This window comes from Corallincola holothuriorum, assembly GCF_003336225.1.
GTDB classification, from domain to species: Bacteria; Pseudomonadota; Gammaproteobacteria; order Enterobacterales; family Neiellaceae; genus Corallincola; species Corallincola holothuriorum.
The window spans coordinates 101275-123795 of record NZ_QPID01000003.1 but is presented as its reverse complement, the minus strand read 5'-3'; the positions used below and the strand labels follow the sequence as shown (position 1 = coordinate 123795).

Annotated in this window: 19 protein-coding genes; 6 read left to right on the top strand and 13 right to left on the bottom strand. The window is 49.5% G+C overall.

The features are described from left to right. Positions 1-110: 110 nt before the first annotated feature. The 6 genes from DU002_RS06155 to DU002_RS06130 all read right to left on the bottom strand — a co-directional run bounded on the left by DU002_RS06155 (position 111) and on the right by DU002_RS06130 (position 6016). Positions 111-641 (bottom strand): GNAT family N-acetyltransferase, encoded by a 531-nt coding sequence (locus tag DU002_RS06155; RefSeq protein ID WP_114337501.1) that lies wholly within the window; start codon positions 639-641, stop codon positions 111-113. A gap of 436 nt (positions 642-1077) precedes the next feature. Continuing rightward, positions 1078-1659: an outer membrane beta-barrel protein gene (locus tag DU002_RS06150; RefSeq protein ID WP_114337500.1), complete on the bottom strand. Its 582-nt coding sequence runs from the start codon at positions 1657-1659 to the stop codon at positions 1078-1080. A gap of 115 nt (positions 1660-1774) precedes the next feature. After that, entirely contained in the window at positions 1775-3046 is a 1272-nt protein-coding gene (locus DU002_RS06145; RefSeq protein WP_114337499.1) for an O-acetylhomoserine aminocarboxypropyltransferase/cysteine synthase family protein, read from the bottom strand. 94 nt (positions 3047-3140) lie between these two features. After that, entirely contained in the window at positions 3141-3740 is a 600-nt protein-coding gene (locus DU002_RS06140) for a glutathione S-transferase family protein (protein WP_114337498.1), read from the bottom strand. Positions 3741-3952: 212 nt separating this feature from the next. After that, complete coding sequence (locus DU002_RS06135; protein WP_114337497.1) at positions 3953-5548, bottom strand: phytoene desaturase family protein; 1596 nt, start codon at positions 5546-5548, stop codon at positions 3953-3955. A 195-nt stretch (positions 5549-5743) separates the two neighbouring features. After that, entirely contained in the window at positions 5744-6016 is a 273-nt protein-coding gene (locus DU002_RS06130; protein WP_114337496.1) for a hypothetical protein, read from the bottom strand. Positions 6017-6231: 215 nt separating this feature from the next. On the opposite strand from DU002_RS06130, the gene mnmH reads away from it, so the two are divergent. After that, on the top strand, positions 6232-7350 hold the full coding sequence (mnmH, locus tag DU002_RS06125) for a tRNA 2-selenouridine(34) synthase MnmH (RefSeq protein ID WP_233496435.1): 1119 nt from the start codon (positions 6232-6234) through the stop codon (positions 7348-7350). A gap of 47 nt (positions 7351-7397) precedes the next feature. Further along, on the top strand, positions 7398-8258 hold the full coding sequence (locus DU002_RS06120) for a putative selenate ABC transporter substrate-binding protein (protein ID WP_114337494.1): 861 nt from the start codon (positions 7398-7400) through the stop codon (positions 8256-8258). Positions 8259-8327: 69 nt separating this feature from the next. Here DU002_RS06120 and DU002_RS06115 read toward each other — a convergent pair whose 3' ends face one another. The 4 genes from DU002_RS06115 to DU002_RS06100 are packed head-to-tail and all read right to left on the bottom strand — an operon-like array spanning position 8328 to position 10967. Next, positions 8328-9479 carry a lipase family protein gene (locus DU002_RS06115; RefSeq protein ID WP_114337493.1) on the bottom strand — a complete coding sequence of 384 codons (1152 nt, stop codon included), beginning with the start codon at positions 9477-9479 and terminating at the stop codon, positions 8328-8330. A 28-nt stretch (positions 9480-9507) separates the two neighbouring features. Beyond that, a complete protein-coding gene (locus DU002_RS06110; protein WP_114337492.1) occupies positions 9508-10089 on the bottom strand; it encodes a carboxypeptidase-like regulatory domain-containing protein in 582 nt (193 codons plus the stop codon). A 55-nt stretch (positions 10090-10144) separates the two neighbouring features. Further along, positions 10145-10366, bottom strand: a complete 222-nt coding sequence (locus DU002_RS06105) for a hypothetical protein (RefSeq protein WP_114337491.1) — start codon at positions 10364-10366, stop codon at positions 10145-10147. A 25-nt stretch (positions 10367-10391) separates the two neighbouring features. After that, a complete protein-coding gene (locus DU002_RS06100; RefSeq protein WP_114337490.1) occupies positions 10392-10967 on the bottom strand; it encodes a DUF6795 domain-containing protein in 576 nt (191 codons plus the stop codon). A 158-nt stretch (positions 10968-11125) separates the two neighbouring features. On the opposite strand from DU002_RS06100, the gene DU002_RS06095 reads away from it, so the two are divergent. From DU002_RS06095 to DU002_RS06085, 3 genes are all read left to right on the top strand, one after another. Next, positions 11126-11560, top strand: a complete 435-nt coding sequence (locus DU002_RS06095; protein ID WP_114337489.1) for a hypothetical protein — start codon at positions 11126-11128, stop codon at positions 11558-11560. 71 nt (positions 11561-11631) lie between these two features. After that, entirely contained in the window at positions 11632-12294 is a 663-nt protein-coding gene (locus DU002_RS06090; RefSeq protein WP_233496434.1) for an ATP-binding cassette domain-containing protein, read from the top strand. An 8-nt stretch (positions 12295-12302) separates the two neighbouring features. After that, a complete protein-coding gene (locus tag DU002_RS06085; protein ID WP_114337488.1) occupies positions 12303-13766 on the top strand; it encodes a PhnE/PtxC family ABC transporter permease in 1464 nt (487 codons plus the stop codon). A 43-nt stretch (positions 13767-13809) separates the two neighbouring features. On the opposite strand, the gene DU002_RS06080 is transcribed toward DU002_RS06085, so the two are convergent. The 3 genes from DU002_RS06080 to DU002_RS06070 form a co-directional block, all read right to left on the bottom strand. Continuing rightward, on the bottom strand, positions 13810-14958 hold the full coding sequence (locus DU002_RS06080) for a hypothetical protein (RefSeq protein ID WP_114337487.1): 1149 nt from the start codon (positions 14956-14958) through the stop codon (positions 13810-13812). Between the two features lie 116 nt (positions 14959-15074). Beyond that, positions 15075-16520, bottom strand: coding sequence for an OprD family outer membrane porin (locus DU002_RS06075; RefSeq protein WP_147271789.1), 1446 nt, complete (start codon positions 16518-16520; stop codon positions 15075-15077). Then, positions 16484-17440, bottom strand: coding sequence for a type 2 periplasmic-binding domain-containing protein (locus tag DU002_RS06070; RefSeq protein WP_147271788.1), 957 nt, complete (start codon positions 17438-17440; stop codon positions 16484-16486). Before DU002_RS06070 ends, DU002_RS06075 begins: the two co-directional genes overlap by 37 nt. A 245-nt stretch (positions 17441-17685) precedes the next feature. Here DU002_RS06070 and DU002_RS06065 point away from each other — a divergent pair, with 245 nt between their 5' ends. Further along, entirely contained in the window at positions 17686-22452 is a 4767-nt protein-coding gene (locus tag DU002_RS06065; RefSeq protein WP_147271787.1) for a response regulator, read from the top strand. Positions 22453-22521: the final 69 nt, after the last annotated feature.

Sequence of the window (22521 nt, the reverse complement as noted above, 5' to 3'; positions counted from 1 at the left end):
TGTCACACTGATAATAATGACACTGAGTATATGAGGGAAAAAAGGTTAACGCCTAGGCAAAGGGTTACAAATTATTAACATTGAGGCCAATCTGTTTGTCTGTGCAAATCTCAATCGAGCTGACAACTGTACTTAACCACCTCAACCCCCGTGGCATGGGTGTAGCTATGTTCTTTAGACATACCGACATGACGCATCACAGCAATCGATGCGAGGTTATCAGGCATAGCAATGGCCACCAATTTGCTGGCTTCTTTACGCTGCTTACTATTGTTCAACACCCAGGCGGCAGCCTCTTTAGCGTAACCCTGCCCCCATTCACAACGAAACAACCGGTAGCCCAACTCAAGTTCGCCGGTCTCATCCCCCTTAGCATCAACAAACGGTCGATTATGTACCCAGCCCAATATCCTTCCATCCTCCTGATGCTCCATCACAAAGAAGCCCAGATGCGATGCTCTTTCAGCCAATGCCTGCCAACGGGGTAACACCCGCTCACGATAGTGCTGAACTGGCGTCGGATTCCCGCCGTTGATGTAACGCATCACTTCAGGGTCACTGTCCAGAGCGACCAAAGCATGCAGATGCTGCTCATTCACGGGGTGATAGTTGATGCGTGTTGAACAACACAAGGTACCCATAATGACTCCCTACTCTACTTCAGCCCTAGCCTCTGCCATGAGCTTTACCTTAGTGGAATGATGCAGCTTGACCGCGAAAGAAAACGCCAATGCAAAGTAGATATAGTCCCTAAGTAGTTGAACTGCAATTCGTTCAACAATGCTTGTGAAGCCACGCAACACCACACAGTTCATCCGCAAATAATAGAAAGCAACAAACCCGCCCTCGTTATTGCAGTCATTGCGACGTCTAGACACCTAAATGGTGCGCTTTGTGCAACTGATGTTTAGGGAAAGAGTCATTCAATTTAGATACGCCAACCAGCGCAACCATGGCGATTGCAAAGCTTAGATGTGCTTAGTATTTACTGGGGCGAGTAGAGCGCATAAATAAGACTGAGGCTATGCATTAGACAAGTTAAGCGTTTGAGAGCACTTAACTTGTCTTAGTGTGCGACTAGAAGAAGTAGCTACCGCCGAGGCCAATCCAACCAACATCTATATCATCACCCAAGCTATAACCCGCCTCAGCGTGCATCGCAAACTGCTCTGTCAGACGATATTCAGCGCCGAGAGTACTATAAAGTACGGTGCCATCATCAATATCGGCCTCACCACCTTGGACATCCAGGTCAATATTTTGAATACCCAAGCCCAATCCTCCGGTAAATGAGAAGTTCTCGGTAACAAACCATTGGGGTGCCCACGCCGCATAAGCAATACTCACGTCACCTGTTCCAGTAACGGATTCATTGCTGTAACCTCCCTTAAAACTAAACTCGCCCTGATCCATATAGCCAATTTTCCAGGTCCAGAGCGGGCTGTATTGAAACTTAGCAAACAGCTCAAAACCGGCATCGGTATCATCGTCAAGATTCGCTTGGAAGCCGCAATCAAAAACACAAAAATCCCAACTTTCATCGAAATAGGTTTTTACACCCGTAGCACCAATGGAGAGGCTTGGGCCTTCGCTTTCGGCGAAAGCGGACGTAGAACAGGCAAATAAACAAGTAGCAAGGACAATAGCAGGGGCTTTCATAACGACTCTTCCATAAGTGAATATTGAATTACAGTAACCGTCTGAATATACGATAAAAAGAGCCACCGATAAAGCGGTGGCCAGTCATTGCTTGCGCTAACGCAACCGATCCCCGTTAGGCTTGGGCCAAGGCCTGCTCTAGGTCTGCAAGAATGTCATCGATATGTTCGATACCGACACATAGACGGAGCATCTCAGGAGTCACACCAGCGGCTGTCAGCTCCTCATCAGAGAGTTGACGGTGAGTGGTACTGGCCGGATGGCACGCCAGTGATTTCGCATCACCAATATTCACCAAACGCTTAAACAAGCCAAGCGCATCGTAAAACTTCACTCCCGCTTCCAAACCGCCCTTAATACCAAAGGTGAGCAGTGATGAAGGTTTACCATTAAAGTACTTCTGCGCCAAAGGATAACGAGGGTCTTCCTCCAGGCCGGCAAAACTAACCCACTCGACTTTTTCATGCTGTTTCAGATAACTCGCCACCGCGAGGGCGTTATCGCAATGACGCTCCATCCGCAACGCTAAGGTTTCTATCCCTTGCAGGATTAAAAAGGCATTCATTGGTGATATTGCCGCACCGGTATTACGTAGCGGCACCGTACGGGCACGACCGGCGAAGGCCGCAGGACCAAACGCTTCGGTATACACCACACCATGATAAGCCGGCTCCGGTTGGGTCAGCATAGGGTATTTTTCCGCATAGTCGGCCCACGGGAAGGTGCCGCCATCTACAATCACACCGCCTAGCGCAGTGCCGTGTCCACCCATATATTTAGTCAATGAATGCACCACAATATCGGCACCATGCTCGATCGGTTTACACAATACCGGGGTTGCCACCGTGTTATCGACCACCAACGGTACACCGCCGTCATGGGCCACTTTCGCAACAGCCTCCAGATCAATAATGTTGCCTGCGGGGTTGCCAATCGTCTCGCAGAATACCGCACGGGTATTCTCATCAATACAGGCAGCGATCGCCTCAGCGCTATCATCCGCTGCGAACTTAACCTCAATTCCCATTGACGGCAGCATGTGAGCAAACAGGGTATAGGTGCCACCGTACAGTTGTGGCGGCGATACGATATTCGCGCCAGCACTGGCCAAGGTAATAATCGCATAATGAATAGCTGAACTACCGGCTGATAAAGCAAGCGCCGCAACGCCTCCTTCCAACGCAGCGCAGCGCTGCTCCAACACATCTGTGGTCGGATTCATAATACGGGTGTAGATATTCCCAGGCACTTCCAGATTAAATAGATCGGCGCCATGCTGAGCGTTATCAAATTCATACGCCACAGTTTGATAAATAGGCACGGCAACCGATTTGGTCGTCGGGTCAGTTTGATAACCAGCATGTATCGCCTTGGTTGCATCTTTCATTCAGATCGATCCTTTGTCATTAGACGTGAAAACTACGCCGAATTAGGTTTTGAAGTGGGTTAAAAGCAGTCTTGTTATCAGTACCGCAAAGGGGTCATCCACAGATAGTGACATGACCGGGTTGACTGGCAACTTCCTGCAACCAGCGCCTGATAGCCGGATAGCACTCCAGATTAAAACCGCCTTCATCGGCCACATGGGTATAGGCATAGAGCGCAATGTCAGCAATGGTATAACTATCTGCCACCATAAAACGCCGGGTGCTCAGGTGGCGTTCCAATACCCGCAGCGCTTTTTCCCCTTTGGGATGAGCCGCCGCCAGTTCCGACTCATGTTTACTCGGATCAGCAAACACCCGCCAGAATCGACTAGTCGCGATATAGGGCTCATGACTGTATTGTTCGAAGAACATCCACTGTAAGACCTGCGCCCGCTCGAACGAGTCCTGCGGCAGGTAAGCGGTATTCTCTGCCAGGAACCACAGTATCGCATTTGATTCCGGCAATGTACGGCCATCTGGAAGCTGCAATACGGGCACTTTGCCATTGCAGTTTAAATTCAAAAACTCAGGGGTTCGCGATTCACCGCTAATAATGTCAATAGAATACCGCTCATAGGGAATATCCAGATGAGACATCATTAAGCGCACTTTATAGCAGTTACCAGAAGCTGGCATTTCGAAGAGGCGGTACATGGTTCCTCCTATGAACTCAGCCATGATTAAATAGGCAGCCAATCAGGTCGATAAGCATGGCAGGGGCAGGCGAGCAATACCAGCTAAAGACGGATAAAAACCAGCAAAATAAGCCACTGATCAAATTAACCAACCATCGCCACCCAAAGCAACTAAATCAGTGACTTAACAAATAGAATAGCCATAGATAGACAGCAGCCTAAAACGGTAAGCTAGTTAACTTTTTCAAACGCCTTAATTGCCCCCATCATAGTGGGAAAGCCTTTACTTCCCTGACTTTCCAAAGCACTAAACATACTGCCCGACAGCGCACCAAAAAATCCCATACTGAGCACATCTTGGCCACATAAATATAGATTACTGTAGGGTGTCTTGGCTTGACAGAATTCAAAGCTATCGCGGCCAGCAATAAAGGGGACACCGTACATATTGCCGTGAGGATGCTGGGTAAAAAAGGCCAAGCTGAGCGGTGTGGATAACTCTCTATAGTCAATCGCTGCTCTCAACTCTGGATAATGCTGGCTGACGGTATCGATAAGCTGACTAATCAACTCATCTTTCATCGCTCGGTAATCCTTACCGCGCTTTTTCCAAACAGTATCTCGCCACTGGCTAAACTGTTCGGGGTCGATATGTGCGACAACCTCACCGCAAAAATTGCTATTCTCGCCCTGCTTTAATGTCGGAAATGAAAGAAATACACCGCGGCTTTCCTGAGTCAAAAATGGCCCATCGGCTTTTTGATCAAATAGCCAATAATTGCTGCTGGTAAAGCCCAGCTCACGGGGGTCTCTATTCAGCGAAAAGTACAGCGTCATAAGACTGGTGCGCCAAGGGAGCTCTTCTAAATCTGGATATATCGGCTTATCTAAAAGTTTACGATAAGTATTGTAAGCCCCTGAACTCGAGAACAGCTGTTTGATAGGTAACGTAAAGGAATGCGCGTTAGGCTTATGGTGATCTATGGTGACATCCAGCGCAACAACCTGAGCTGCTCCCTGTTCTTTGCCGGTAATGATTTTCTCTATCTTCACATTGGTCAGGCAAGTGCCGTCACACTTTTCCAGCTCATCAAGTAACACCTGGGCAATCTGGCCGCTTCCCCCCTCAGGGTACCAACCACCGTCAAGATAACTGTTCATCACCAACGCATGGATCGCGAACATACTCTGTTCAGGTGGCAAGCCATAATCGCCCCACTGACTCGCGAGCAAGTTTCGCAGCGCCTTATCTTTAAAGTGACACGCCAAATACTCGGCAGTGGTCTGCCTTCCCAACTTGTTATTGAGATGGCGCAACCAACGCAGAGGATAGGCAATTAGCGATGGAACAATATTTATAATATTTTTTTTGATCAGCCATTGGCTGGCCTTCTGAATATCTTTGAAGTAGCCCTTGATCGCTTTTTCTTCGTGAGGAAATTTATCCACCAAGCTGGCGATCAACTCTGCCTTTCCAGCGATGAAATCAAAACTGAGATCTTGATAACGAATACGATCATAGGCCTGATCAAGCTTTCGCCACTTCAATCGGTCGTTTGACAGAAAACGTAACAACCTAGAAGGCAATTTTTCATCTTCAGGGTTACCAACATAGTGGATACCTACGTCCCATTCATATTGGCCACCTTTGCGCCCAAAGGTATGCGTTTGACCACCCGCAGTCCAGTGCTGCTCTAATAGACAAACTTTTTTAGCAAACACCTTTGCCAACAACAAGGCGACACAGAGACCACCAATGCCTGAGCCGATGACGTGAACGTCATACGTTTGCAACTTGTCTATTAATGCCTTGTTTGCAACTACCATGTTGTCTGAAATGTCCTAGTGAACGATCTATTTGGAAAGGAGTCACCACAACATATACAGCTACACATTAATTACTAGGTGCACGATCAATGTGTGGTTTTTATTATCAAATACAGTATCACGACGACCGACAATACACTCGCCATGTACACATCTTAAACCACGCAGACGCACTTACCCGGAGCTAATAGGGAATTACTGACACTCTGTCGTTGCGACGTCCATCAGCTTCACTCGCAATGCTTCACCCTCTTCATAAGCGCACTGGCTTAGCCCATCCTGGCTGTTATAGCGTTGCTTACAACTGTCGGTCACCTGTTGCTGTTGTGATTCCGTCAACGACACCTCTGCGATCAGCTTAAACTCCTGACACTGCTCAGGTGTCAATTCCGACGCGCTCGCCGAAGATACGAATGCAAATGCCAATACTGCGGCGCCAATCAGGTTTTGTTTGCTATTGGACGTCATTGGGTTCCTCTGCCGTGACTTTAATTAATCGCTTTGCTAATTAAGCAAAGAAGAATGCCACTGAATTTACGATTAAAAAACAAACGCCCTCACATTGTTAAAAAAATGTGATCAAAAACAACATCCCATTCCGGCGGCTTGTTAATAACCAATTACATTCATTCAGTAATTAACTCGCTATAATGACGCCCAATTGTGACAACCGGATAGCAAACGTGCGTAAAGACAGTGCCGATTTTACCGATATTTTTCTCCATGACAGGCCACTGATCGACACTCGTGCACCACTGGAGTTTGCCAAAGGCGCCTTCCCCACCGCAGTTAATCTGCCCCTAATGACAGATCAAGAGCGCGCCAAAGTGGGCACCTGCTACAAAAAGCATGGCCAAGATGCCGCAATAAAGCTCGGCCACCAACTGGTGAAAGGGGCTACCAAAGAGGCGCGAGTGGCCGCTTGGCAGCGCTTTGCCGAGCAACATCCAGAGGGTTACCTCTACTGTTTTCGCGGCGGCTTGCGCTCGCGGATCAGTCAACAATGGCTGACAGAAACAGGCACCCCCTACCCCCGAATTAGCGGCGGCTATAAAGCAATGCGCCGCTTCTTAATCGACGAGCTAGAGCAGCAATTACCTAAGGTGCCACTGGTCATTCTGGGGGGGCGTACCGGCTGTGCTAAAACTCACTTGCTCACCGGCTTACCACGTTTTATCGATCTGGAAGGTTTAGCAAATCATCGAGGTAGCGCTTTTGGCAAACGTATCGGTGGCCAGCCTGCACAAATAGGCTTTGAAAATGCCCTAGCGATCGACCTATTAAAATATCGTCATCAGCACGGTTACCAGCCGCTTGTGCTAGAGGATGAAAGCCATCTGATTGGCCGCTGTGCTCTGCCACTATGCCTACAAAATGAGATGCAACAAGCACCGCTAGTATTGGTAGAAACCTCGTTAGAACAACGTATTGAGACTAGCTATCGCGACTATATTCTCGATAATTTGGCGGCATCTCAGCAAAAATGGGGAGAGGAGGAAGGCTTTAACCACTTTGCCGATGGCTTGCGCCTGGCGATGAGTAAATTAAAACGCCGCTTGGGTGATCTTCGCTACCGGGAGTTATTGGCTCTGTTGGAGCATGGCTTCAATGACCACCTCCAAGAGCGACCTGAAAGTCACAAAGCCTGGATCGCCCCGCTGTTCGCTGAGTATTACGATCCCATGTACGACTATCAGCTGACCAAAAAGCAGCACCGTATTGTGTTTCGTGGCGATACGGAAGCCGTCAACGATTACTTAAGAGATGAAGCCACCCTCAAGCGGCTGCCATCATTTACCTAACCACTTTAACTTTCGACAACACCGACTATTTTAAGGACAAAAACAAGATGAAGTTCATTTGGAAATCCCTGCTGGCGCTAACCACCCTCCTCGCTACCAGTAGCAGCTTTGCCACTGTATTTACCTTCACCGCCATACCCGATGAAGATGAAAGCCGCCTGCAGGAGCGCTTTAACAAAGTTGCCGTCTATCTCAGTGAACAACTCGGTGTCGAGGTACGTTATATTCCGGTGAAATCTTACGCGGCAGCGGTGACTGCTTTTCGTAATGATCAAGTGCAGCTGGCTTGGTTTGGCGGCTTATCTGGCGTTCGTGCACGGGCACTGGTACCTGATTCAGAAGCGCTTGCTCAAGGCTATGAGGACCAATTCTTCAAAACCTACTTTATCGCCCATCACCAAGCTGAACTCACTGCTGCGGCTGAGTTTCCACACAACGTGGCGGGTAAGACCTTCACCTTCGGCTCCAAAGGCTCTACCTCTGGCCGCTTAATGCCTGAGTTCTATCTACGTCTGCTCAGCGAAAAGTCGCCAGAGCAACTGTTTAGCCGCGTCGGCTTCTCCGGTGATCACAGTCGCACCATCGCTCAGGTACAGTCAGGCGCTTACCAAGTCGGTGCGGTAAATTATAAAGTGTGGGAGAGTGAGTTGGCCGCAGGCAAAATCGATGCAAACAAGGTCAGCGTGATCTGGGAAACCCCCACCTACCCCGACTATCAATGGAGCATCCGCGGTGATGTCGATGGTCGCTATGGCGAAGGCTTCAAAGCTAAGGTGAAAGCCGCCTTACTGAACATGAAAGATCCCGAGCTGTTGGCAAGCTTCCCACGTCAATCTTTCGTCCCAGCCAGCAATGCCGACTATGAACCGATTGTGCAGACTGGCAAAGCGATTGGACTGCTAGAGTAAAATCTAGGCTATACCAGCAACTAAAACACCCGCTACCAAGCGGGTGTTTTTTATGGGATTGGATTAAAACTAATCGCTCAACATGCCAAGGGCCGTTTTAGCCAACGAAGCCAATTTATCCAGTACCATTTGAAAAACACTACGAATAAATCTGTAGGTAAGCTCGCCCACTGCCATCGCAGACTTGCCAACAAAACTGAGCATGCAAGCTAAAAGCCCACGCTGCTGTGCTGCCAATGTATCCGACGCTTTAGCCGTCTCTTCCATCTCTTTTGCCAATACATCGTAAAACGTCAACGCTGCAGAAAAACCCACCTGAAGGCGGGATAAACCTGCGTCCATGATATAGGTACGAAGGGCACGAAATAGCCGCTTTTCCCATAATGCTGAGCATTGCACCTGATGTCTATCTTGCTCCTTGAGGCGAAGCGGTGCCGGATCTAACGCAGCCCCATAATTTGAGATCTGCCCATAGTCCTGATAAACCGCCGCGTTTTGGATATAACGGGTCATCTTATGCGCCATCGGGTTAATCAGGCAGGCACCATCAAGGCACAACTCACTGCCAGCATGACGGAATGGCCAAACAGGCACTAACGCCACAGGATCCGAGCCATTGGTGCTGCGATATATTTTCTTGGTGGCAGACTCCGTCGCGCCAGGATAAGCAGCGACCCCTACACGAGGTGAGCCAAACGTATATAAATTGACTTCAGCAGAGTAAGGCGGTTGCGTTAACATATTGGCCGTGAGGTTAGCCAATGCGCCTCCTAGGCTATGCCCGACACAATGCACCTTTAACCCGCCAGTCTTTCTTTTCGCAGCTAAAAAGTACTTCTCTAACGTGCCAGCCATGCTATCAAATGTTCGGAAAAAGCCAGCATGACAAGGATGGTTGTTCGGTGCATTAGTGACACCACAATGGGCATCAGTCACGGCATCCTTCAATGTCGCCGTGCCGCGAATAGCCACAATATGATGGCCATCGTAGGGCGTGTTCGGTCTACCCTGCCCTATCACAGCAAAACCTGTTCGACGGTCAAACATACGATCGATCACTGTGCCACTGATGCCGGAGACCAAACCGCCTTGGAAGTCGAATTTTCTAGCTGCGATAAGCGGTACATTTTCATGTATTTTGTCTGCAGCTGCGGTTTGTGTCACGTAGGCATAGAGAGCTGCCTCTGAAGCTAATTTTGGAGTAAGGGGTAGCATAGCCATATATGTATTCCTTTACTTGGCCTTTAAATTAGTAGGTGTAGTCGTATTGCTCGAAAATCTTGAAATCCTCTTTCCAACGACAAATTCCAACTGCTGAAAGATTACTATCGGGATCAGTATCTTGATCGTTTTTAAATTCGAACTTTGCAACCTTGTTCTTTAGGTCACAATCTAGCATTGCCAATTTCCTTGAGTACTCTGGCCGCTCTTTGTAGCCGTAAAGTATTGATAGCCAAAGTTTAAATTTCTGGCCATTTTGCTCAGCAAAAACCTCCTGCTTTGTGTATTCCTGAACAAACATATCCCCCGGTTTTTTCGAGCGAATATTCACTGCCGCAAAGGTGAAATGACCATTCTCATCGCTAACCGTGGTGTCTACGCGCGGTGCTTCGTCCCAGAACGTCAAACTGCGGGTGATCGTTACACCCGCCACTGGCTCACCTTTCAGCGTCAGCCGTCCTTTCACTTCCGGGCACAGGTGCACGTCATAAGTTTTAAACAGTCCAAACATATCGCCCTCGACCATGGTGGAAAAACAAAACAGCAGCAGAACGAATACGCCCGCAAAAGATAAGCGCAAAGGGGTAAACAGGGTGGGGTTAACAGCCATTGAATGCTCCTTTAAACGCCGTTATTGGGTATCCGTTCCCATGAATCGAGATAGGTTAGATCATCAGATACTGTTTATCAACAGGGCAACCGCTAATGCATAACCCGCTAATATATTGGCAACTGATGCCGGAGACCAAACCGCCTTCAAAATCAAACTCCCAGAGAAGCTCACCAGGGACATTTTGATGGAAGCGTTTCGCATCAGCTTGGCGTGAGCTATACGAATAGTCTGCAGCTCTAGCAGCCAACAATGGAGTCAGTTGATACATTGTCATAAGCGTAATCCTTTACATGTTGAAACTAGTATTTACCTTCGTAATCCAATACAAAGATATAGTCATTATCCCACTGACATAGACTCACAGCGGTAAAATTCACATTACTATCCTGATCATTCTTGAACATAAACGTCGCAAGCTTGTTATTAAGTTCACAATCAAGAGAAGCTAATTTCTTTTCATACTCCAACCGAGGCTTAAAGCCTGGAAAGGTAGAAAACCATAGCTTATATTTTTGGTTATCCAATTCAGCAAATATCTCTTGCTCTGTGCGCTCCTGAACAAACATATCGCCAGGTTTCTTTGACTGGATAACGACGTCAAGAAAAGAGAAATGACCATTCTCATCGCTAACCGTGGTGTCTACGCGCGGTGCTTCGTCCCAGAACGTCAAATTGCGGGTGATCATCACACCCGCCACTGGCTCCCCTTTCAGCGTCAGCCGTCCTTTCACTTCCGGGCACAGGTGCACGTCATAAGTTTTAAACAGTCCAAACATATCGCCCTCGACCATGGTGGAAAAACAAAACAGCAGCAGAACGAATACGCCCGCAAAAGATAAGCGCAAAGGGGTAAACAGGGTGGGGTTAACAGCCATTGAATGCTCCTTTAAACGCCGTTGTTGGATATCCGTTCCCTTAAGTCGGGACAGCGTAATTGAGCCCCCTTGTTTTATCAATGGGGTATATTTGACATAGCGCTCAGCGCGCTTACCATAATCGCCGATACAGCACATTGATAGGTAGCTATTGCGATATGGAGATAAGACAAGGGATCGTCACTAACACCAAAACCACGGACGCAGAGGCTGGTGCAGCATATATCGTTTCAGTGGATCTGGATGGCTATCGGGTGAAGTTAGAGCACACAGTTCATAAGCCCTTTGAAATAACTACTGGCGACCAGTTAGCTGTCGTTGGCAAGCTCAAAGAGGGCGTGTTTTATGCCCACGCCTTTCGCAATATGAGCAACGGGCTCACCAGCACCACACAAGTGAAAGCGATGCTATGCGTAGCTTTAGTCTGCTTGACTATAAGCGTCGCATTGTTCCACTTTACGACGGGCGGGATCCAGCTTATTGCACTGTTGTTCGGTGCAGGTGCCGTCTATAGCGCCTATGTGTGGAATATCACCAGCAAAGGCTTAAGACAGCTAAAATTGCTACCCAAAGAAACTCCCAAAAAAACGTAATGAGAGACCATGTCAGCACATAACAGTATTCACTCGACGAAACAAAGCCAACTCAAAGGCTCTCATACGCCGTGCTGAATCAACTGAAGCTGAGTGGCGCAACCTTAAGTTACGGTAAGCAGCAGGTTATTGCGCCAGTCCATCTTGAGATCAATCCCGGTGAGCATGTCGCCTTAGTCGGCCGCTCTGGCGCGGGTAAAAGCTCGCTGCTGAATATGCTCTACCAGCAAGCGGCAGAGCGCGCAGCGCTTTGTCCGCAGAGCTATGGCCTGGTTGCTCCGCTGTCGGTATATCACAATATTTATATGGGCCAACTGCCCCGGCATAACGCCCTGTATAACCTGTGTAATCTGCTCCGCCCATGGGCAACACGGCGTGCCGAGGTGGCAGAGCTTGCTGCAGAGCTTGGACTCAGTGACAAGCTATTCAGTGCCGTAGCCGAGCTGTCCGGTGGGCAACAACAGCGCACAGCGATTGGCCGCGCGCTCTATCAACAAGCCCCAATTTTTCTCGGTGATGAACCAGTTTCCAGCGTTGACCCGCTGCAAGCCAAGCTGCTGATTGAGCTGATCCAAAGCCGCCATCAAAGCTCGGTCATTGCGCTACACAACAAACAGCTAGCATTAAGTTGTTTTGACCGCGTGATTGGCTTAGACCAGGGCAAGATCCTGTTTGACTTGTCAGGCGATGCCTTAACGGCTGCGCAACTCGATGCGCTCTATGTTGATGCGTAGGCCAGCCGATGGCTAACAGCGGTCAGCGCCTGAAACAGGTCTCCTTATTTTTTCTGATCAGTGCCCTGCTATTGTTGCCGTGGGCCGATCTAGCAGTGTATCAGGTGGAACCAGGAACAGAGCTAGGTCGTATGCTCAACGGCTTGCTGCATCCAGACCTCAGCCAATGGCGCACACTGCTTTCTGCTACCGGCATCACCCTCGCCTTTGCTTTTATCGGCGTCGCCGCTGCGGCAATCCTAGGTTTACCCCTCGCCTTGCTGTTTCAGTGGCGGGCGATACGAGTGGCTTGTGCCTTTTTCCGCGCGATCCACGAGTTATTCTGGGCACTGATTTTTATGCAGGTGTTTGGACTCTCTGCGCTAACAGGATTACTGGCGATCACCCTGCCCTACGCCTGCACGTTTGCCAAAGTGTACGCCGAGATCCTCGGTGGTGTTGACGACCATAACAGCGTCCCCAAAGGCACAGATAAGATCAGCCACTGGTGCTATAGCAAGATCCCCTCAGCATGGTCGGCGTTAGTGGCCTATACCCGTTACCGTTTTGAGTGCGCCCTGCGCAGCAGCGCTATTCTTGGTTTTATCGGCTTACCTACCTTGGGTTTCTATCTGGAAACCTCCTTCTCGCAAGGGCAATATGATGAAGCCACCACCATCCTACTGCTGTTTTTTGCTTTAATCGCCAGCTTAAAACTATGGCTCTACGCTCGCTTAGTGCCCCTGTACTTGCTTGCAGCGTTCTGGTTATTACCAGACACAGCAACGGTGCATGGCAGCTACCTTTGGCAATTCTTTAGTCAGGATATCTGGCCAAAAGCGGTGCAAGCGGGCGATTGGTCTGCAGCGTTCAGCTGGTATGGCAAACAGTTGCAGGAGATCGCCTTGCCCGCCGTCGGCAATACGCTATTGCTCACGCAACTCAGTCTGGCGGTGACCTGCTTGTTAATGATCGCTTTTAGCTGGCTGGGTAGTCAGCAGTTTGGCTGCCGACCAAGCCAAGTGTGCGGGCACGGTGTATTGCTGGTGATGCGCTCAACACCCGAAATGATATTGGCATTTATTTTTCTGCTGATATTTGGTCCATCCATGCTGCCCGCCATACTGGCGCTGGCCCTACATAACGGTGCCCTTATCAGTTATCTGGGCAGTCGCATCGCTGACAACGTCAAGCTTCGCCTTGATGCGCCCCGCGGATTAAATCGCTACGGCTACGAGGTCCTACCTCGGTTGTATCCGCAGCTGCTGACCTTTCTGCTCTATCGCTGGGAGGTGATCATGCGGGAAAGTGCCATCTTAGGCATACTGGGGATCACCACCCTGGGCTTTTATATCGATTCCGCATTTGAGGATATCCGTTTTGACCGCGCGGCACTGCTGATCATCGTCAGTGCACTGCTGAATATCACTATTGATAGTTTGTCACGGCGAGCCCGTGCTTATGCGGGATTGAGAGAGCTGCGGATGGGATAAAACAAAGCCCCTTTTTAGGGGCTTTGCTTTTCAAAACCAGTAGTTATTCTTCTTCAGCGGGAAAATCGCTCTGATTCATCGGATGGGTATGCGCGACAAATTCCTGCAAGTTAGTAAAGCCATCATTATCACTGTCTAACTCACCATCGGCCACAGTAGGATCAAGCCCATGAGCGAGCTCCCAACCACGCCACATACCGTCACCATCACTGTCTTCCATATCCATCATGCCGGGAACGTTCAGCCACCAAGCGGGGACGATAGCGTCCACCTCACTTTGTCCATCTAAGCCTTGATCCAGTTTTACCTGTACATAGAACACTGTCGGATCAGGCAAAGTCTCATCACCAAAAAGACCGGTAAAGGAAAGCGCACCCGTACTATTTGAAATCGTCACTTCACCACTCGCCAGCAGATCCATGGCGCCGCCAGGAGCATCAAAGCCATAGACATCTAGAGCCATAATGACATCACTGCTGGCAAGCGTGATTTTGCCTCGGTCTGCCAAATAGATATCACCAGACAACTCTTGGCGAACCGTCTCATAGGGTAACGCCATACTGTAGTCACATCGCTCGCTGATGCGCAGGTTATCAAAGAAGTAACTCTCGCCAGCAACAGAGCTATTGAGTACTAAGTTCTGCGTCTCCGAACTATCACAGGTACCATCACCGCGCACCACGGTGGAGCCTGACATCACTACCGACTCGCCATCACTATCGGTAACCATCAGTGGATTAAATGTCAGCGTATAATCAACCGGCTCGATATTAAATTGATCGACGGTCTCAATCTTCATCTCCATTTCGCCATTCATCGCGATGTCATCGCTATAGCACTGCTCAAATACCACCTTAATCGTGCCGACATAGGTTTCATCATCTAATGTGCCACTCATGATGCCTGAGCCCATCTCACATGGCATCGGCTCGTTAAACGTTGCTTTGGCATTTGCAGAAGGAGAAGATAAAGCATCCAGGGGGTTGTCGATGTCGCTCTCAGACAGAAGTAACTCAATGAATGCACTGGCAGACTCAGGCGTGATACTCGCATCAGTGGTCAGCCCGGTGTATTGAGTGTCTGGCCCCGGCTGAATCACCGGATCGGGATCCGATCCTCCTCCACCCCCACCGCACGCGGTCAATAATCCAGACATAAAGATCGATGTTATTGTGATACATCCCTGTTTCATATCGCCTCCAAAAGCGCATTTAATTTTTAATGACAATGGGTTAGCTCTAGCGAGCTTGAAAGCTTAAACGAGGACGCAGTAGAAAGGGGCAAAAACTGAGAAAAAAACTTCTGAGATCAAAACACGCCAAATGGGTAGCTGAATTCCAGCTTAATATCCCGCTCGGAGGTAAACATATTGGCGTAGTAAAAGCTGCCCTTATCATCCTGATGATTACGATAATGGGTGTAATGCAAGCGGGCGGTTAACCCATCCAAGATTCCGCTATTCGCCGCATAGATAATATCGATATTCCAAGCACTCTCTTTACCATCCTTGGCCTGATGATCTTGCTGCTGATCTACCCAACGCTTGGCTCCCCAGCCATAAGCTGCCGACGCACCGACTTGCCAGCCCGGCAAATTAAACGATGACAGTTGATACCAAACGCCGCTGTAGATAGCAGTTTCACCATCGTTGTTCCAGTCAGAGCGACTGTCCCACCAGTATTCCAACGCGCCTTGGGAGTTGGCATAGCCACGGGTCAGCCGCGGCAGATAAGTACCGATACCTTCCGCCTTGGTCGCTATCAGTTCCGCTTTCCACATCCAGTCTCCACTGATTAGTTGCGCCCGTACCCCCTGCTGCCATGCCAGCCCCTGATACAACTCATAACCGGGGTCATTTTTAGAATCTGCCCCGTAAAACTGATAACTGACACTCAAGCCATCTGCAATCGCCCACTGCTTAGCTAATTTAAAGAAATAGGCATCGACATAATCAGCGGATTGCCCTGCTGAAAATGCCAACGACCAGTCAGCCTCTGGCGGCTGATAATTGGCACTTAGTCCATGAATATAATCGATGCGATTGTCGCCGCTGACGGGGTTCGGATCCCACGCATTCACTTTAGAAAAATTTTGGGTCTTGAGATACCAGGGCGCCTTGTATTCATCCGCCCAGGCGTAGGTTACAGTCCAGTTCTGCGGGGTATATTTAGCTTGGACACCACGGTATGTACCAGGCTGAAATGACCAGTTAACACCGATAATACCCGGCACATGCATCGGCGCGTAACCGGCTTTAACGCGGAATTGTTTATCTTCAGTCCGATATTTCAACACCGCACGGGAAACGCTGACGCCACTTTCCGCTTCGCTGCTGTTTTCATCACTCCAGCGTTCGCCAGCAAACGAAAATTCATTCTCGATATTTCTTGGCAGCTCATCATCATAGGTCAGGTCAGTGGCGCCAAACGCACTCAGGTTGACGCCAAACTGCTGGTACAACCAACCCGACTTAAACTTCAAAGTGGTTTGCAGTGTGCCGTGATTGAGGTCATCTTTGAAGCGGTTACTTTGACCGCTTTCATCACGCCGCTTTCGCTTCCGCTGCATGTAGGAGAGCAACCCCTGCATCGATGACTTATCAGCCAATTCATCAGCAAAATCTTTATCAACGACGGTAGGGGCTCGGTCATCGGCCATCAATCTGGCGCTGCAGCTCAACAACAGCACACTCAGACAGATAAGTGTCGCGCACGTGCTCACTGCTTGCGCTGTTTTACCGGTAACTGCAGCCAATATTCACGCTCATACAGGGGGATAGATTTTGACAGGGTCGGGTTGGCGACTTCAAAAACCACTGCGTCTTTCCATTTATGCAGTGGAAATGCCACCTTAGTCACCTCATGCTTCTTCATGAGTTCAAGCAATGCTCCCTGCTCAATCGCGCGCTGCAAGCCCAACTCCAATCTGGCTGCCAACTCAAAATTTTGATGACTGGTAAAAAAATAGAACGGCACGACATAATGCAGCAGGGTCTGGTCGTAAGCCATTAAAGGCGTGTCAGGATGGGCTTCATTGTAGGCATCTAACTCACCATAGCCTTCGGTAATGGCACGGGGGAAATAATCGCATAGGCCGCTCTGCAGATACTCAAACATCTGCGTAAACTCCTCAACCCTCACCACTTGATACCCCTGATTTTCAAGAATATCAGTATCCGGCCAATACTTTCCTTGGCAAGCCTTCAATGCTTGCAACTGCTCAGGTTCAGTGATTGCCGCAAACTTCTCTTTGTCCTCCGGACGAATAATCATCATACGATAGCCAAGCAACCCCATTAGCAACGGCACCCGCGCTGCTCGAAACAAGGTTTCACGTTCTGCGGTAGGCGCAGAAGCCACCACATCAAGCACGCCGCCAATATCCAGCAGATGCAGGATCAAACCTTGATTCAATGCTATCGGCATAAATTCAACCCGGGCAGGCCCATATTCGGGTTCAGTGTTGTCTAGCGCCAACGCCAATAGAGCCACAAGATAGCTATGGGAAGCATCTTCAGCCGATTGCTTAGGCGTCATCCGTACGATGGTTTCCGCGGCCGAGACGGTTGCCGTCGACGGGCTATCACCCATCCGCTCGTTAGCTTGACAAGGCTGCAAGGCGACCATCACCCAAGCCGCCAGAAATAAACCAAACCACTTGTCCATGCGCTTCATCTATAACCCATTTTTTCTATCGTGTTTCATCGTCAGCATCACTGCGATAACGGTATTACTCGCCGTACCTCAACTGTAGCAAATCGCCAACAACTGACGACGATGTATGAACGTACGTTGCTTAAATTGCGATCTAGCCAAGAAAAATCTAATAAAAGCAAAGGCTAGCCCCCGATTATTCACTCGCCTCTAGCCACTTTCATCTATCATTATTTAGTCTGCAACCCTTGACTTGGAGCCTTGCATTGAACATACCTCCGTTACCCTGCCTGAGCCCCCTTATTCGCTGCGGGCGCAAGTTTTTCATCGCGCTCATGACGGTTGCAATCAGTACACTTTTGTCGCTGGCAACAGCGGAAGAGCAACCGTTACCAGCTGATCTGGCCGAGTGGGTGGAAAAAAATCCGGTGGTCTATTACAGCCCGTCGGGCGATATTCCTCCCGACGACTTTATAAATGCCAAAGGCCAGCATGAAGGGTTTGCCATCGATTTCTATCAAGCCCTGGACGCGGTGTTGCCGATTCGATTTGTGCCCCTTCAAGTGCGCAGCTGGGGCGAGCAGATGGCAGGGCTAAAAGCGGGGGAAATCGATATTGTCTCGGTCTGCGCCGAAACGCCTGAGCGGGCCAAACATTTCCATTTTTCCGATCCCATCGTCAACCAAATTCCGGGATTTATCATTAAAAAAGATAACCCTATTCTCGCCAATATCAGTAACTGGTCTGAAGATTTCAAAATTGGTAATACCCATGGCTCTGCATTGATCGAATATCTGAATGATCATCAATTTGCAGCAGAACTCGTCACGACGAAAGATTATGAAGAGGGGGTGATAAAAGTTGCCAGTGGCGACCTGGATGTTTTTCTCGCCTACAAAGCCACCGCCAACTATTGGGCTCGATTAGGTAGACTGACCTCGCTGCGTTTTGTGCCTTTTCCTAACGTCCCTGCTGAACCGAATAACATGTGTGTGCGTCAAGGAGCAAAACCGCTGGCAGCGCTGATTAACTGGGGGATCGATCGCCTTGGGCCGGATGAAATGGATCGTATACGCCACACCTGGTATCGAGACAACCTCAACGACATAACCGAAGATAGCCATACAGGTATCAACCAGTCACTAAGCCCTAACAAAAGCGATCAGCTACTGATCGCCACCAGTGTTGGCTTTGGTTTAGTATTCACCGTTATCTCGATTATCTTTCTGCGCCTGCACCGAACTGATCGATTAGCGGATTTCTTTGGCCAGAAAAAGTTTCGTCACGGTTTTATTGCCCTGGTACTGATCATCTGCGGACTGTTCTCCACCTCGCTGTTCTTTGCCAGCGATAGCTTCAAACAAAGTGCCTATCAAAGCTATTTCGACCAATTGCATATCGCCGAAGAGGGCACCGAAACCATCCTCTTTGAATGGTTTAATGAAAAGAGAAATCAGGCAGACCTGATCATTAATCGGGATTTTTCAATTCTCACGCAAATCTTAATTCAGCTGGCGCAGATCAGCGATCAAAACGGTGAAACAGTCAGCGATATCGACTCACAGCTGTTACAAAAATCACCCGTCCAAACAAAACTCAGAGATTATATCAGCAGCCGAGTTAATCTCACCGAAGCCACCGGCTATTTCATCCTTGGTCCGGGTAATCTCACCCTCGCTTCCGATAATAGTAATGACATCGGCAAAATCAATTACTTAAATACAGAGGTGCCGGATCTACTAGCAAGGGCCTGGGACGGCGAAACAGTGCTGGTACCACCATTGCGCTCCCATGTGCATTTTTTCCAAGAATCAAGCGATCCGATAAAACCACCGACGATGTTTTTACTTAGTCCCGTTGCGAATCCTCAGGGGCACGTGATCGCAATTTTTGCACGCCGCTTTGATCCGAAAGCGGGCTTCTCTAGTGTGTTCCGCGCCGCGCGTATTGGCCAAACAGGTGAAGTCTATGCCATTAACTCGGCAGGCGAATTTATCACCCGCAGCCGTTTTGAAACTGAAATGATCGAGAATGGCCAACTGAAGGGTAGTCTGACCTCCATTCTCGCACTGGAGATCACGCCAGCGGCACGCGCCAACCTGCTAAGTAATATCATGCAGCCAGACCAGATTGGTCATAAGAGGGTGCAGGGATACCTCAACTATCGTAATGACCAGGTGATTGGCGAATGGCACTGGTTAGAAGATTTCGGCATCGCCACCGTGGCAGAAGTGCGCACCGATGAAGTATTGAAAAACTACCGCAATATCGCCAACCTAATGATGGCGACGTTGGCAGTAGCGCTGATCACCATTCTCTCTATTGCCGGTTTCATGCTGTATGTCGGCCAGCGCGCCCACGAAGTCAATACTCGCTCTCGCAGTCAATTGGAGCAACTGGTCAGCGAGCGCACCGAGGAGCTGCAGGTGAAGCAGGCGCTTTTAGCGCAATCGGAACAAGATACCCGCACCCTGCTCGATTCTGCCCCCACCGCCATGCTTACACTGACCACCGATGGCACCGTGGTTCAGGCCAACCAGGAAGCCATCACACTGCTGCAGCGCTCAGAGCAAACCATCTGTAACAACGGTTTTGTTGAACTGTTTTTACCATCGCAACAGCATGAGGTGACAGAAGCGCTGAGGGGTTATTTCGCCGACTCAAAAACACAAGAGTTACTCCCTGATACAACACTGCAATGTCCATTACCCAATGGCCAAACCATTTTCGTCGAAGTATCACTGACCCCTATCCAACTGTCCGATGAGATCCTTACCGTTATCGCCATTCGTAATGTCACCGCCGCCCATGAAGCCGCGCAGGCCTTAAAAGATGCCAGTCAGGCCAAATCGGATTTCCTTGCCAATATGAGCCACGAGATCCGCACACCAATGAACGCCATCATAGGTATGTCGAGCCTGGCCTTGGATACCGATTTGGGCAGGAAAGCACGTAATTATGTCAGCAAGGCAAATAAAGCCGCCGTGTCTCTGCTCGGCATCATTAACGACATTCTCGACTTCTCAAAGATTGAAGCCGGCAAACTAGAGATGGAAAGCGTTCCCTTCCGACTCGATGACACCATGGAAGGGCTCGGCACTTTGCTCTCGGTACAAGCCGAAGATAAGTCGCTTGAACTGCTTTTTGACGTTGACCGACGCCTGCCCAAGCAGCTGCTAGGTGACCCATTACGTTTACACCAAATTTTACTCAACCTGGGTTCAAATGCCGTCAAATTCACCGACGAAGGTGAAGTTGTGATCAGCGTGAAAGAGTTAGAGCGCCATGGCGAACGGCTTAAGCTGGAGTTCTCAGTACGCGATACCGGCATAGGTATGACGTCTGAACAGCAGGCGCGGCTGTTCCAATCATTCTCACAAGCCGATACCTCGACCACGCGCAAATATGGTGGCACCGGCCTTGGCCTGACGATATCGAAGCGCCTGGTTGAACTGATGGGTGGCGAGATTTGGCTGACCAGCGAACAGGGTAAAGGCAGTAACTTTATCTTTAGCGGTTGGTTTGAGTTAGACCCCAATCACAACGAAAGCGAAGACAGCCCACTGCGCCTCGACGGGCTGAGAGTCTTGTTGGTAGACGACAATCCATCAGCGTTAGAGGTACTGGGCAACATCATGTCCTCATTTGGTTGTGAGGTAATGAGCACCAGTTCCGGTGAAAAAGCGATCACCTTAATGAAGGAAGATAACCGCGTCTTCGACTTGGCGATTGTGGATTGGAAGATGCCTGACATGGATGGCATCGACACCTGTTTAGAGCTGAAAAAGCTATCATCAGGCAATCTTCGCGGTTTCATTATGGTCTCGGCAACAGCCAAAGATCAGGTACAAAAAGACGCGGCTTCGCGGGGGATCGATAGCTTCCTCAAAAAACCGCTTACCGCCTCCTCAGTGTTTGACGCCATGATGTCAATCCTCGGTCAAGAGTACCAGCTCACCCAACGGGCTGCGGCACGCGCCACAGAAGACCGTTCAAGTCGAGATAAGCTTGCTGGCGCACACCTACTACTGGTCGAAGATAATGAGCTCAATCAGGAGTTGGCGATAGATCTGCTCAAGGACGCAGGTATTAGTGTCGAGCTGGCAGAAAATGGCGAGATAGCGGTCGAAATGGCACGAGAAAAAACCTTCGACGGTATTCTCATGGATATTCAGATGCCGATCATGGATGGCTACACAGCGACAGCGAAGATCCGCGAGTTCAATAACGATATCAGCATCATCGCCATGACCGCCAATGCCATGAGTGGCGACCGTGAAAAAGTACTGGCCGCAGGCATGAATGACTATATCTCCAAGCCGATCCAGGTGAATGAGATGTTTGCCACCATCGCCAAATGGATCACCCCAGCCCACACCGCGCTAGCCGCTATGCCCATGCCAAGCGGCCCGTCAGTGGTTGATGATGTCATGGAGCAAGCGTTTAAGTTCATCGATGCCAAGGCAGGCCTGCAAACATGCAACGGCAACCCAGCCCTGTACGCCAAGCTGTTACGTCGTTTTATTGATGGCCAATCTGATTTTCATGAGCGCTTCAGCGAGTTCTGGGGCGAACTAGAATGGCTTGATGCCACCCGTATTGCCCATACCCTGAAAGGAAACGCGGGTAACATCGGCGCCAAGGCGTTGCAAGCCGTGGCTGGCGAACTGGAGCTGGCCACCTCTAATCAGGCCGAACATGAGGTTATCGCCACCTTACTGCATAAAACTCAAAACGAACTCAACGGTGTGCTCGAAGACCTGCGCGTGCTGTTCGATCAAGATGAGTCAGCCGACGCCGACGGTGAGTTTGCCTCGCCCGAGCTTATCCGTGAGCGTTTTGAACAGCTGGAACAATATATCAGCAACTATGACAGTGAAGCCCTTGAGGTGGTCGAGGAGTTAGCCGAGCATCAGTTCAGCCCGGCGATCCAAGACAAACTGAAGCAACTGGCGCGACATATCCAAGAGTATGACTTTGAAAGTGGTCAAGACAGTTTAGAAGCCTTACGGCTGGTGTTACCGGTAAGCTAAACAGCATAAATCACATAACGGAGAGCGATATGACTCTTCGTTATGTGATTTAGGTTTGCCGCTTTACAA